Below are 13316 nucleotides of genomic sequence, written 5' to 3'. Positions count from 1 at the left end.
AGACCCCTGACCTCCGTTCACGGGGCGAGCAAGAACGCTGTGACCGAAAGCGAACTACAGCGGCAATTCGCGCTGCGGCGCCCCGTTATACACGGAGAGCGGGCGAATCAAAGCGTTGGCCGTCAACTGCTCCATCACATGGGCCGTCCAGCCGACCACCCGGCTCGCGACGAAAAGCGGGGTAAAAGTCGCAGTGTCGAATCCCATCACGTGATAGGTCGGGCCCGCCGGATAGTCGAGGTTCGGCTTGATATTTTTGCGCGCTCCCATGTCGGCCTCCAACTCCACATAGAGCTCGAGGAGGTCTGGTCGGTCGAAGTGCACGAGCATCGACTCCATCGCGGCACGCATGGTCGGCACCCGTGAGTCGCCGTTCTTGTAGACCCGATGGCCGAAGCCCATGATCTTGTGCTTGTTGGCAAGGGCGTCGTCGAGCCAGGCGCTCACCCGGTCGGCCGTCTTGATCTCCTCAAAAGTGTGCATGACCGCCTCGTTGGCGCCGCCGTGCAGGGGCCCTTTGAGCGCACCGATCGCGCCGGTCACGGCTGAATACAGGTCGGAGAGCGTCGAGGTGATCACCCGGGCAGTGAAGGTGGAGGCGTTGAACGAGTGCTCGGCGTAGAGAATCATCGACACGTCGAACGCGCTGACCACCTCGAGATCTGCGACATCACCGAAGACCATGAACAAAAAGTTTGCCGAGTAACTCAGGTCATCGCGCGGCTCGACCAGCTCGAGGCCGTGACGACGGCGCTGGTCATAGGCGACGATCGCCGGCAGCTGGGCGTAGAGCCGCATGGCCTTGTCGAGGTTGGCCTCTGGCGAGGCATCCGCTGCTGAGGGGTCGCGCGCGCCAATCACACTGACCGCGGTGCGCAAGACGTCCATCGGATGCGCCGTCGTCGGAAGCTCGTCGATCACCCGGCGCACAACGTGGTCGAGGTGACGCAGCGAACGTTCACGGGTCTCGAACTCGGCCAGCTGCCGTTCATCGGGCAGCTCGCCCTGCCAGAGCAGGTAGGCCACCTCTTCGAAGCTGCACCTCGCAGCGAGATCTTGCACGGCGAAGCCCCGGTAGAGCAGCGAATTCGTGTCGCCATTCACCTTGGAGATCGCGGTGTAGTCCACCGGAACGCCGGCCAAACCCTTGTAGATCACCGGCTGGGCGGCATCTTCGGTCGTGACGTTGGTCATGATCTCCCCTCACTCTCGAGACGATCATCGCCACTGACGACTGCGTCAGCGACAGCGGTACTCGAAACGCCAGTCAAGCAGTTCCGGGCCGTCTTGGCGATGCTCGATTTCTGTGAAGATGCCTGACGCAGATTTCACGTGACGGCAACCGGGCTGTGCAGTAGCGTTTTGCCATGGTTCCGTTGACCAATCTTCTGACGTTTTCGCTGGCATCCATCGCCCTCATCGCGCTTCCGGGTCCGTCAGTGCTATTCGTGATCGGGCGCTCGTTGGCGCTCGGACGCATCGGCGGATTTCTCAGCGTGCTCGGCAATGCGCTCGGCCTCCTGCCGGCCGTCGCCGCTGTTGCGCTCGGACTCGGCGTGATCGTGACCCAATCGATCGTGCTGTTCACGATCATCAAGTTCGCCGGTGCCGTCTACATCGTCTATCTCGGAGTGCAGGCGATCCGTCATCGCCGCACGATTGCCACCGACATCGGGGTCAGCGTCACGCGCAAATCGAAGTGGCGCCTGCTCGCGGAAGGCTTCGTGGTTGGCCTGACCAACCCGAAATCACTCGTGTTCTTCGTGGCGGTTCTGCCGCAATTCGTCGACTACCAGGCGGGCGCGGTGCCGATGCAACTCGCGACGCTGGGGCTCGTCTTCGTCGTGCTCGCCGTGCTCGGTGACAGCGTCTGGGCGTTGGCCGCCGGCACGGCGCGCGACTGGTTCGCCGCATCGCCGAAGCGCCTGGAAGGCCTCTCGGCCACCGGCGGCGTCATGATGATCGGCCTCGGCGGCGTGCTGGCGGTGACCGGCGCGAAGTCCTGACGCGCTCTACGCGGCCATCGCAACGGGGTGGGCCCCGGTCGACAGCGCAGCCGCGGGGGCGGCGGCAACGCGACGCACGAAGGCACCGAGACGACGGTAGACCTCCTGCGATTCGGGATGCTTCGCATCCTGCTGCCAGGTGTGCTTGGCATTCACGCGGTCACGCGAGTAGATCAACGTGTCAATGGGCAGCGCACGCCGACGCATTGCCTCGACGAAGTTCATGTTCGACTGGTAGAAGAAGTCGCGCTCCGAGGTGGTGAGAAACACGGGCGGAAAACCCTTGTCGAGCCACTCAATCGGCGACAAGAACCGGGCGGCGGCCTTCAGCGACTGTCCGCGACCGCGACCGGGCAGCAGCATCCGCAAGAAGTTGCGACTGAGAATGAAGCCGCGATCGAAGATCACAGAGAAGTCGGCCATGCTGCAGTGCTGCACGAGGCCGCGCAGGTGCTGCTTGTCGATCTGCGGGCGGATGTCGTAGTGCGCGGCGAGATCATCGTCGTAGGCCGTCGCGGTGAGCAGCGCGGCGATGTGACCCCCAGCCGAGTCGCCGCCAAGCACGATGCGGGTGGCGTCTCCGCCGAACTCGGCGATGTTGCGTGACACCCAGTCGAGCACCGAGTGGCCGTCTTCGAGCATATGCGTGAAGTCGTTGAGCCGACTCGCCATCCGGTAGTTGACGTTCACGACGACCATGCCGTCTTGCGCCTGACTCGCCGCGTATTTGGTGAGTGGCGCTTTGTCACCGGAGGTCCACCCTCCGCCATGAAAGTAGACGTAGACGGGGAGGGGCGCTGTCAGATCGTGCGGCACCAGCACGTCAAGCTTGTGGTCACGGATGCCGTCACCCACGTAGTCAATGTCGAGGTGGTAGTCGACGGTGTCAATCGGTTCCGCGTTGAACTTGTGCAGTTCGCCGGACTCGAGTCGCGTCATCAGCGCCCGCCACGCCCACACCGGAACTCGGGACAAACCCGTCCACTGTGAAGGGGTGCGCGGTGCTGCGGGAGCGTGGAGAGGGGCGATGAGCGTTTGTGACATTCCCTCAACTGTACGGTGCGCATCCGTGCACGCGCTGAGAGGAGACCCGCTGAAGCTGGGAGCGGCGAGGCGCCGCAGCGGTTCAGCGGCGCTGTGGGTCGAACTCTCCTGTTCCGGTGAGCACGGCGCGGGCCAGCGTGTGGAAATGCAGGTTGAACCCCAACACGGCAGGCGTCGATTCGGGATCGATGCGCAGGTGGGCTACGTCGACGGCATGCACGATGAATTGGTAGCGGTGCACCCCGGTTCCTTCCGGCGGGCCGGCGCCGATGAAGTTGCTCTGGCGCGTCTCGTTCGGCAGTGTTGTCGCCTCGGCGGGCAGCAACGGGCTTCTCGGGCTTCCGGCACCAGCCGCCAGCGCCGTCACCGACACGGGGATGTTGAAGACGGCCCAGTGCCAGAATCCTGACCCGGTCGGAGCATCCGGGTCATACGCGGTCAGGGCGAAGCTCGCCGTCTTCGCCGGAAACCCTGACCACGACAGGGCCGGCGAACGATCGTCGCCGCCCGAACCCGCGCCATACTGTGCTGCGGCCAGCGGTTGCCCGTCGGTCAGGTCGCTGCTCGTGAGGTTGAAGAGTGGTACTTCGCCGAATCGGGCGAGTGGATCTGCATCGGTCATCGCTGACCTCCTTCTCTTGCCAGCAGCCTACGTCTGAACCGTCGCAACAAGGCCGCGAGATATCTCCGCGAGTTGTCACAGATGGCCCCTTCGCGCGCGTTCAAGGGGCCATCTCTGACAACTCGCGGGTCGGATTCTTGCGCGACCAGGTGGGCAGCGGCACGGATGCGCCCCGTCGGCACCCAGACAGGCCCGCGTAAAATGAGCGGGTGGCCATCCCGAAGATTCTGCTCTATTACGTGTTCGCGCCGTTGAACGACCCCGACGCCGTGCGCCTCTGGCAGCGCGACCTCTGTGAGGGATTGGGCCTGCGCGGACGCATCCTGATCTCGAAGGATGGCCTGAACGGCACGCTCGGCGGCGATCTGCCCGCGCTCAAGCGCTACGTGCGCAAGACTCGGGACTACCCGGCGTTCAAGAACATCGACTTCAAGTGGAGCGAAGGAACCGGGCTCGACGAGGCCGGGCTCAGCCTCGACTTTCCGCGACTTGTGGTCAAGGTGCGCGACGAGATCGTCAGCTTCGGAGCTCCCGGTGAGTTGCGCGTCGACGACACCGGCGTGATCGACGGCGGCACGAAACTGGCCCCGGCCGAGCTGCACGAACTCGTCGCCGAGCGCGGCGACGACGTGGTCTTCTTCGACGGCCGCAACGCGTTCGAGGCCGAGATCGGCAAGTTCAAGAACGCGGTCGTTCCGGATGTCGCCACCACCCGCGACTTCGTGGCCGAACTCGACAGCGGCAAATACGACCACCTCAAAGACAAGCCGGTCGTCACCTACTGCACCGGCGGCATCCGCTGTGAGGTGCTCAGCGGCCTGATGAAGGCGCGCGGATTCGGCGAGGTCTACCAGCTCGACGGTGGCATCGTGCGTTACGGCGAGGCATACGGCGACACCGGCCTGTGGGACGGCTCGCTCTACGTTTTCGACCAGCGGATGTCCGTCGACTTCAGCGACAACACCGAGGTGATCGGTCGCTGCGCGGTCTGCGCCGAGCCGACCAAGAACATGCTCAACTGCCGCGACCTCTCGTGCCGGGAGCAGCTTGTGGTCTGCGAGTCGTGCGTCGAAGCGTCTCCCCCGGCCTGCGCCGCGCACGCCGCTGCCGCTGCCCTCTAGCCGCCGCACCCTTCGCACGTCTCACGCGAACCTGCAGTTGTCGGAGCTTCCCGCGCCCTGAGCGTCTGACAACTGCAGTTTCGCGTCAATATTTAGCGTTCACGTCGCCTTCGCGCATAGGTGCGCGCCGACGAAGCCGAGAGCGCCAGCAAAATCAGGATGTCGAGGGCCAGGCTCACCAGCGTCGTGCGCAGGGTGATCGCGACCCCGTCGGTCAACGAACTGGCGAGCTGAATCACGATGCTGATCGTCGCCATGGCCATGGCCGTCACCCTGGCCCAGTTGTGACCGACGAACACGAACCAGGCCACGACGAGATAAGCCAGCAGGGCAAGACCGTAGACAATGAGCACAGTCGCGAGCACCAGGTCGTGGGCTGCGGCACCCGTGATTCCCGATCGACCGAGGTCTACGTCAAGTGAGTCCGCGACTTCACGCCAGTTCACGGCAGTCACCCCGATGAAGAGCAGCCCGGCGAGCACCCGGGCGCCCATCAGTGCGGCTCCGACGACGATTGCCTGCGGTTTTTTGACCGCACCGGATGCCGCGGCCGGCGGGGCCGCATCCGTCACCTGCACGTCGCGCAGGTTGATCACCGGCAGGTCGCCATCCGTCTCGATCGAGTCGCCCCCGCCGTTGCGCGAGTGGTATCCGGTCGAGAAGTCGCGGATCACCGCGACGCTCACCGCCGGATCGGCCGCGCTGAGGCTGGCGACGATGTGGTCGCGCTCGATGTCGGTGTTCTCGTCGATCTTGTGGGTGATCTGCAGGGTGAACAGCGAGAATCCGACGCGCTTGTCGAAGGTTCCAGCGGCGAGCCAGTCGACGCGGCCGCCGCCGGGCAGCGCCCAGCCGTCGGGGCAACGCCAGAACCGCACGTGATGCCGCTTCGCCGGATTGCCGGCGACCTCCTGCTGATAGGCGAAATCTTGCTGCCGGTCGAACAACAGCAGCGGGCTCACCGGGGCTTCGTCGTAGCTGCGGCGCGAGAGGGTCGACGTGATGATGCGACGCGTCGAGGCGGCGGTGATGTCGTCGGCGCGCGTCCATCCTGCCTCGGTCAGGACCTGATGAAGTTGCGCTTCGGTGCCGGTGAGCGCCAGGTTGACCGGGTCACCGAGCAAGCCGTCGCTCGTGCGCGCACGCCCGATGAAATAGTCGGGCAGGTAGATGCGCGTCAGGATGCGGTGCAAGCGCGGCAACACGAGGTAGGCGCTGAGCACCCAGAAAATGATGATGACCCAGACAACGCCCCAGCCCCAGGAGAAGCTCTCCTCGAACACGAGCACCGCCAGCCAGACCGAAGCGGCACCGGCGAAGATGAAGAAGAAGGTGTCGAGCGCCGAACTCGTCGGGGGTCGCCCGGCGCCGGCCTGGATTTTGGCGGGCTCGCGCGGCTGACCCAACGGCGGCCCGCCCAGCGGCGGCTGACTCGTCTGAGTGATGTTGGCAGGTGCTTCTGCCTCGTCTGGCATAACGCCATGCTAGTTCGCGCACCGGTCGGCCCCAAGGTTCGCGAACCGCCCTGCCTCCCGCCCGAGGGCGCCTGCCGCCCATAGGGTGGTGTCAACGATTGAGGGGAAACGGATGCCGACGGGCGCTGTCATCGAGTTCAGCAACATCACGAAGAAGTTCGGCGCTGTCGCCGCGGTCAACGATCTGTCGTTCACCGTCGAGCCAGGCAAAGTCACCGGGTTCCTCGGCCCGAATGGGGCGGGTAAGACGACAACGTTGCGCATCCTGCTCGGACTTGTCGCTCCCACGAGCGGAACAGCCACCTTTGGCGGCATCCGCTACCGTGACCTGGCCCAGCCCCTTGCAACGGTGGGCGCTGCACTCGAAGCGGCAAGTTTTCACCCGGGTCGCACGGCTTTCAACCACCTCAACATCTACGCCATCGCTGCCGGCCTCCCGTCCACTCGGGTGACCGAGGTGCTGAACCTGGTCGGGCTCGGCGACTATGCCTCCCGCCGGGTCGGCGGCTACTCGCTCGGCATGCGCCAGCGCCTCGGGCTCGCCTTCGCGCTGCTCGGCGACCCGGGCGTGCTCGTGCTCGACGAGCCGATCAACGGCCTCGACCCGGAGGGCATCAAATGGATCCGCGGGTTTCTGCGCACCATGGCCGCTGAAGGGCGCACGGTACTGGTCAGCTCGCATCTGCTGTCGGAAGTGCAGCAGAGCGTCGATGATGTCGTCATCATCGCGAAGGGGCACCTGGTGCACCGGGGGCCGCTCGCCAGTCTCGACTCAGAGGTCGCCCCGCAGGTGATCGTCGACTCCCCCGATCGCGACGCCTTATCGGCCGCCCTCTCCGCCGCCGGTCTCAGCTTCGCGCTCGGCCGCACCGGGCTCCTCGTCGCCGAGGCCAACCCGGGCAGAATCGGCCATCTCGCCTTCGCGGCGGGGGTCGAAATCAGTGTTCTGCATCGGCAGAAATCGGGTCTCGAAGACTCGTTCCTTGCTCTCGTCGGCGGAGGTGACTCGCTGTGATCGTCTTTCTGCGCTCCATTGCCGCCGAATTCGCCAAAATCCTCACGACGCGGATGTGGTGGCTTCTCGCCCTCGTTCTCTTCTTCTACATTGCGCTGCTGGCCGGCGGACTCTCGGCTCTCTTCGGAGGCATCAACACCGGGGCCATCGGTCCCGGCGCCGGCGGCACGGGCGGTGGGGCCCCGCCCGCCGAAAGCCTGCCCCCGCTCATCTACAGCTTCGCGTCGTCGGTCGGATACGTCTTTCCTGTCCTGATCGGGGCACTGGCCACAACGGGCGAGTTCCGACACCAGACCCTCACCCCGACGTTCCTCGCAAACCCACGCCGCCTCGGAGTGCTCGGTGCGAAGGGCGTCAGCATGTTCGTCGTCGGCGCGGCATACGGGGCGATCGCCCTGGCGGCATCCGTCGGCATCGGCGCGCTCGTGATGAACGGCTTCGGCATCGACCCGCAGCTCGGTGACAGCGCGACCTGGGCGCTCGTCGGCCGAGCGATGCTCGCGATGGCCCTCTGGGCGACGATCGGCGTCGGTCTCGGCGTACTTGTGCCGAATCAGGTCGCGACAATTGTGATCGTGCTGGCTTTCACGCAGTTCGTCGAGCCGCTGCTGCGCCTCGCTTCCTCGTTCACCGAGGTCACCGCCGGCATTGGCCAGTTCTTGCCGGGTGCGGCATCCGATGCCCTGGTCGGCGCCAGTTTCTTCACGATCGCGAGCGCATCGAGCAGTTCGGCGGCCTCACTCGACTGGTGGCAGGGTGGTCTCGTGTTGCTAGCGTATGCCGCAGCAGCCGGCCTCGGCGGCTACTTCTCCAGCTGGAAAAAGGACGTCACCTAGACCTCGTTGGTCGACCCTGTCGAGCCCCGTGACGCAGTCTCGAATCCGAATCGACGGATGCGCCACCGAGATCGACCCCTTGCGGTCGAGTCCGAGCGGTGTACCAGGGCACCTCGACCGAAACGGTCAAGCTCGACGGTCCGGCGGCAGCGACGATGCGGTGCAGCACTTCATTGCTGACGGTCAGCTGTGCCATCTGATCGTCACCGCGCGCATCGAGGATATCCCGGAGTCCTGGGCAATGCTCCTCTCCCGGGGCATCCGCCACCCTGCCTGACTTCCTCAATCGCCATCAGGCGCACGATAACGCGCCCGTCGAGATTGACACCTGCGGTCGAGTTTGTGCGGCGAAACGGAGCGCCTCGACCGGAACAGTCAAGTTCGGCGAAGGAATGTGGGGACAGGTTCGGCGAACGGAACCGTGCCCGCCTGCAGAACGCGACAGTCATGCGTGATCGCAATGACGGCATCCGCGCCATTCTCCAACCCCCAGGCCAAGCCATCAGTGCCGAGTGCGAACACAGCGGTGGCCAGGATGTCGGCGGTGCAGAGGTCGGCGGCAGTCACCGTGACGCTGACCAGCTCCCCGGCAACGAGGCCGGTGCGTCCGTCGGTGACGTGATTCCCGCGCTCGTAGGTGCCCGACGTGGCCACCGCACCATCGGTGACGGCCAGAACCATCAGCATCTCGGCGGCGTTCCAGGGCGACCGCACTCCCACATTCCACCGAGCCCCGTTTTCGGGCGCACCGCGCACGACGACGTCGCCGCCCGCGTTGAAGCAGAAGTCGCGAACGCCGGCCTGGCCGAGTAGATCTGCCGCCTTCTGCACGGCCCAGCCCTTGACCACGCCGTCGGTGTCGAGTTTTTGGCCGGGCAGTCGCAGAGAAAATGCGCCTCGTGACGCACGCTGAGCCCCGGCGCCCAGGGCGAGCACCTCCCGCAGATCAGCACTGTACTGATCGGGCGCGAGGAGGCCGCGATTGACGGCGCTCACTTCGCTGTCATCTCGATACGAGCTGAACCGCAGATCGGCGGCGGCCAGCAGGTCGAACGCAGCGCGAACAGCATCAGCGTGGTCACCGGCATCGCGGATGTCCACGGACATCGGGATGCCCATCACGGTCTCAACATGTCTCATCGTTGGTCAATCGCTGATTGCACCGATCGGGCGTAGCCGTCAGAGGTGTACGTCGCACCGGACACGGTGTCGATGTTCGCCGATTGCGAGGCCAGCACTTCCTGCTCGAGAAGGGGTGCGGCCTGCTGGTTGATCTCCACGCTTCGCCCCTCATTGCTCGGAGCCTGCAGCTCAGTCACTGCGGTGATGGTGCTGTCGACGAAGGTGACCGCGACCTGAATGGGGCCGTACCGCGTCTGCTCCACCTGACCGTCGATCGTTGTGGTGACGCCGGCCGACGCAGCCGCGCTGGGAGTCGCTGCTGTCGCGCTCGGCGCAGGAGTCGGAGTCACCGCGGCCCCGCTGGGCACCGGAGCCGAGGCGACCGTTGGCTGCGGGGTCGACGGCAGTGCCACGCCGGCCGAAGTTGTCGTGCCCGATGCCGAAGCCCCGACGAGATCGGCAGTGCCGTAGAGCTTCAGCCCGATGGTGAGTCCCATCGTGGTCAGAATCACGGCGAACAGCATGGTGCCGCGCCACTTCTTCAGTCTCATGACAGGCTCAGTTCTTCGCGGTGGATGAAACGCATCGGAACCCGCAGGCTGCGGAGTACCGACTCCATTTGCAGCGCCAGTCCGGCCGGGCCGCAGATGAAGACCTCCCGATCTTTCACATCGGGGACAAGCGCAGCGACCGCCTGCGCGGAGAGCGGGTCGTAGCCGAGTTCGTTGCGCCGCCCGAGCACCGGAATCAGTCTCAGACCTGGCATGAGCGCGAGTTCGGGCAACAGAGCCAGATGTTCGACCGAATGGGCGCGATAGAGAAGCGTCACTCCGTAGCCGCGGGCCGTCAACTCCTCAGCCAGTGCACAGATCGGGCCGATTCCCGCACCGCCGGCGATCAAAAGGATTCGGGTACGACTCGCTCGATCCGCCGTGAAATGCCCGAACGGCCCCTCAGCGAAGACGAGTGTTCCTGGCCGCAGCTGCCGAATGCGTCGCGAGTGGTCGCCCAGCGCACCGACAGTGATGCGCAGCACCCCGGCCTGCGGGATGCGGGAGATGGAATAGGGGTGGGCAGTCAGCAGATGCCCCCACGACAGGAAACGGAAGAGCATGAAGTTGCCCGCTCGGATGCCCAACTCATCCATTCGTTTTCCGCTGAACCACACGCTGGTCGTTCCCGAGTTCTCAATGACGACGCGATCGACGCGTAACCGCTGACGCCAGGCCACGACGACGGGGAGGACGACGCGCCAGGTCAGAACCGCGGCCGCCGTGCCGAGGTAGAGCAGGATCCATACCCCACGATTGATGGGGTTGCTCACGAAGTGCACTCCTGCGCTGATCTGGTGAAAGAAAGTCAGGAAGATGGCGACATAGGTCGTCATGTGCAGCCAGTACCACGCCTCATATGACAGGCGATTGCGCAGCAGTCGCGCGCTGCTGAGCCCCACCACGAAGAAGACGATCGTGCCGATCAGCGCCGTGAGCATGTCGGGGTAACTCGTCAGAATCGTGACGATCTCTGCCCAGGGCGTCGACTGGTCGAAGAGCATTCCGCCCACGATCATGAATCCAACGTGCGTTGCAATCAGGAGGATGACGGCGGTGCCGAGTGTGCGGTGCCAGAGCACCAGCTTGTCCATCCCCACCGACGCTTCGAACCAGGGAATCCGGGCGATGAGCAGCACCTGGGCGCAGACGAGATACCCGCCGAGCATCCCGCTCAGCTCGCCGATGGTGGTAGTGAGTGCGGCTGGCGTTGCCGCGGAACTCGGGCCGGTGCTTGTCCACCACATGAGCAGCACGCCGACGAGGCCGGCGGTGAGCACGGCGCGAACGAGCACTGCACGACGACGCTGCGCCGGCGCACTCAAACCGCGCACTCTCGGCCGCCAGGACGTGATGCTCTGGCCCACTCGGCCTGCACGTCTGTCAGTCACCACGTGCGTGGCCATGGAGTTCCCCTTCTCGGATTCAGTGCGTCTCTAGAGACCACACTCCGGCAGGTTTCTTCCAACTTTCTTAGACCAGCTGGGAGAATTCGGGGCATAACTTATGAATCTGCCCTGCTCCGCGCACTGGGCCGTTCACGAACCGGCGCTGCCTACGAACCGGCGCGCAGCCTCACGAGCACCACGGCACCGCTTCCATGGGCGGCTGGCTCGATGCTGACCCTGCCTCCGTAGCGGGCAGCCACTTCTGCCACCAAGGCCAAGCCGAGGCCGTAGTGCCGAGGGCGGTTCGGCGCGTCGACGACCGGGCGCGACGACGCGAATCGTTCGAATGCCGCCGCGTCCATCCCCGCCGCAAAACCCGGGCCGTCGTCGCTCACCCGGATCAGGGCATCCGAGCCTGAACGACTCACCTCGACGTGCACCTCAGTCTTCGCGTGATCGAGTGCGTTGGCGATGAGTGCGGTGAAGAGGCGTTGGATCGAGACTCCGGCCGCTTGAATGACGACCGGACCGGGCGAGCCGTCGCGCGCGAGCAGCAGCCCGCGCCTTTTTGCCTCAGGGCTCTGCAATGCCACGGCATTGTCAGCAAGGGCGACAAGATCGAGCCGGGACGTGGGCGCGACCTCACGTGGGTCTGCCGCAATCAAGAGATCCTCGAGAATCTCGGTGAGCACTCGGGAGTCCTGCACGATCTCCTCAACTGCCGCCGCGATGTCGACGGAAGACGCCGACGAAACGTGCGCAGGTAACGCGACCGATGCGAGGGGCGAGCTGTCCACGGATGCCGTCGGCAACGTCCGCCGGAGCATCTGGGCGCGGGTGCTCAGCAGCGTCAACGGCGTACGCAGCTCGTGACTCGCATCCATCACGAAACGACGCTGCAGAGCGAGCGCCTCGACCAGCGGACGCATGGCCCGGCGCGCCATCCACGCTGAGATGAGAACGGCGGCGACAGCCGCAAGAACGCCGGAAATGGCCAAGGCCCAGCCCAGCCGTGCGAGTTCCTCCTGGCTTTCGTGGAGGCTGACCGCCACCTGGCTGATGCCCCTCTGTCCCTGCGACGTGAGCACAGCGTAGTCCTGCCCGTCGAGGGTCAGCGCGGTCTGTACCTCGCCACCCGAGCCTTCAACCGTGCGGAGTGCCGCTTCGTCTGGCAGCCCGTTCGGCAAGTCCGGGGAAGATTGAACACCGTGATCGCCGACCATGACAACGAACACTCCGGGCGGTGCATCGTGAGGCGAGTCGATGAGTGACGCGGCAACCAGACTGCGCTGCGTCGCCTCAGCCTGACTTGCGCTCACGATGGCGAAGACGACGGCGCCGAGAACGGCGAAGAGAACGACGATGAGTGCCGCGAATTGAAGAGCCAACCGGCGAGCGGCACGCCGCGACTCAACGAGATCCCGGGAGTTCATGCCGACCGGCCCAGTCGATAGCCGACACCGCGCACGGTGTCGATGATCCCGCGCCCGAGTTTCTTGCGCAGGTAGTGCACGTAGGTATCGACAACTCCCGCATCGTCGGCGTCGGCGAAGACCGTCACCAGCAGGTCTTCCCTGGAGAAGACTTGCTCAGAACGACGAGCGAGCCGCTCCAGCAAATCTCCCTCGCGTTCCGACAGGGTGACGGTGCTCCCGTCGTCGAGCGCGACGGACCTGCTGCCGGTGTCGAGCATCCCTCCGGGAACTCTGAGCACCGGTACCGTCGAGGTAAGCCGGCGGCGCAGAACTCGCAGCCTGGCGAGAAGTTCGTCGATGTCGAACGGCTTCGACAGGTAGTCTTCGGCACCGCGGTCCAGCCCCTCGACGCGATCGGCCGGGTTTCCGAGCGCTGACAGAATCAGCGCAGGTGTCACCACTCCGTTTGCGCGCAGCTTGCCGAGAACGTCAAGTCCCTCAATCACCGGCAGCCCGCGATCGAGCAGGAGCACGTCGAATTCGTTGGTCAGGCCCTCATGCAGCGCGCGCTGGCCGTCATGCGCGACGGTGACCTCGTAACCTTCCCCGGTCAGTAGGTCTCGCAGCATCTGCGCGAGCCGAGTGTCGTCTTCAGCAACAAGAACACGCGGCTGCTCGGGCATGGTCGAAGTATAGGTTCACAAGCACTGAGAAACGGATG

General features: G+C 65.1%; 13 protein-coding genes. 4 read left to right on the top strand and 9 right to left on the bottom strand.

Translation table 11 applies throughout. The annotated features are described in order from the left end of the window. Window positions 1-54 precede the first annotated feature (54 nt). Entirely contained in the window at window positions 55-1194 is a 1140-nt protein-coding gene (locus tag ABD791_RS18265) for a bifunctional 2-methylcitrate synthase/citrate synthase (protein WP_345069309.1), read from the bottom strand. A gap of 173 nt (window positions 1195-1367) precedes the next feature. Here ABD791_RS18265 and ABD791_RS18260 point away from each other — a divergent pair, with 173 nt between their 5' ends. Next, on the top strand, window positions 1368-2006 hold the full coding sequence (locus ABD791_RS18260) for a LysE family translocator (protein WP_345069308.1): 639 nt from the start codon (window positions 1368-1370) through the stop codon (window positions 2004-2006). Window positions 2007-2012: 6 nt separating this feature from the next. Here ABD791_RS18260 and ABD791_RS18255 read toward each other — a convergent pair whose 3' ends face one another. Together ABD791_RS18255 and ABD791_RS18250 are read right to left on the bottom strand one after the other, a co-directional pair. Continuing rightward, window positions 2013-3050 (bottom strand): alpha/beta hydrolase, encoded by a 1038-nt coding sequence (locus tag ABD791_RS18255; protein ID WP_345069307.1) that lies wholly within the window; start codon window positions 3048-3050, stop codon window positions 2013-2015. 82 nt (window positions 3051-3132) lie between these two features. Next, window positions 3133-3672, bottom strand: coding sequence for a YbhB/YbcL family Raf kinase inhibitor-like protein (locus ABD791_RS18250; RefSeq protein ID WP_345069306.1), 540 nt, complete (start codon window positions 3670-3672; stop codon window positions 3133-3135). Between the two features lie 209 nt (window positions 3673-3881). Here ABD791_RS18250 and trhO point away from each other — a divergent pair, with 209 nt between their 5' ends. Next, window positions 3882-4793, top strand: coding sequence for an oxygen-dependent tRNA uridine(34) hydroxylase TrhO (trhO, locus tag ABD791_RS18245; protein WP_345069305.1), 912 nt, complete (start codon window positions 3882-3884; stop codon window positions 4791-4793). A gap of 92 nt (window positions 4794-4885) precedes the next feature. Here trhO and ABD791_RS18240 read toward each other — a convergent pair whose 3' ends face one another. Then, the gene (locus ABD791_RS18240) at window positions 4886-6268 is read right to left on the bottom strand and encodes an LssY C-terminal domain-containing protein (RefSeq protein WP_345069304.1); all 1383 of its coding nucleotides are present in this window, start codon (window positions 6266-6268) and stop codon (window positions 4886-4888) included. A gap of 112 nt (window positions 6269-6380) precedes the next feature. Here ABD791_RS18240 and ABD791_RS18235 point away from each other — a divergent pair, with 112 nt between their 5' ends. Together ABD791_RS18235 and ABD791_RS18230 are read left to right on the top strand one after the other, a co-directional pair. Next, entirely contained in the window at window positions 6381-7283 is a 903-nt protein-coding gene (locus tag ABD791_RS18235) for an ABC transporter ATP-binding protein (protein WP_345069303.1), read from the top strand. Beyond that, window positions 7280-8119, top strand: coding sequence for an ABC transporter permease (locus tag ABD791_RS18230; RefSeq protein ID WP_345069302.1), 840 nt, complete (start codon window positions 7280-7282; stop codon window positions 8117-8119). The genes ABD791_RS18235 and ABD791_RS18230 overlap by 4 nt, the downstream gene beginning before the upstream one ends. Window positions 8120-8494: 375 nt before the next feature. Here ABD791_RS18230 and ABD791_RS18225 read toward each other — a convergent pair whose 3' ends face one another. The 5 genes from ABD791_RS18225 to ABD791_RS18205 all read right to left on the bottom strand — a co-directional run bounded on the left by ABD791_RS18225 (window position 8495) and on the right by ABD791_RS18205 (window position 13278). Continuing rightward, window positions 8495-9259 (bottom strand): FAD:protein FMN transferase, encoded by a 765-nt coding sequence (locus ABD791_RS18225; protein ID WP_345069301.1) that lies wholly within the window; start codon window positions 9257-9259, stop codon window positions 8495-8497. Continuing rightward, complete coding sequence (locus tag ABD791_RS18220) at window positions 9256-9792, bottom strand: FMN-binding protein (RefSeq protein ID WP_345069300.1); 537 nt, start codon at window positions 9790-9792, stop codon at window positions 9256-9258. Before ABD791_RS18220 ends, ABD791_RS18225 begins: the two co-directional genes overlap by 4 nt. Continuing rightward, window positions 9789-11198 carry a ferredoxin reductase family protein gene (locus ABD791_RS18215; RefSeq protein WP_345069299.1) on the bottom strand — a complete coding sequence of 470 codons (1410 nt, stop codon included), beginning with the start codon at window positions 11196-11198 and terminating at the stop codon, window positions 9789-9791. Before ABD791_RS18215 ends, ABD791_RS18220 begins: the two co-directional genes overlap by 4 nt. A gap of 149 nt (window positions 11199-11347) precedes the next feature. Next, window positions 11348-12613 (bottom strand): sensor histidine kinase, encoded by a 1266-nt coding sequence (locus ABD791_RS18210; RefSeq protein WP_345069298.1) that lies wholly within the window; start codon window positions 12611-12613, stop codon window positions 11348-11350. Further along, window positions 12610-13278, bottom strand: coding sequence for a response regulator transcription factor (locus ABD791_RS18205; protein ID WP_345069297.1), 669 nt, complete (start codon window positions 13276-13278; stop codon window positions 12610-12612). Before ABD791_RS18205 ends, ABD791_RS18210 begins: the two co-directional genes overlap by 4 nt. Window positions 13279-13316 lie beyond the last annotated feature (38 nt).

It is taken from the genome of Glaciibacter kafniensis, assembly GCF_039538945.1.
Classification (GTDB): Bacteria; Actinomycetota; Actinomycetes; order Actinomycetales; family Microbacteriaceae; genus Cryobacterium; species Cryobacterium kafniensis.
This window is presented reverse-complemented; position numbering and strand designations above follow the sequence as displayed.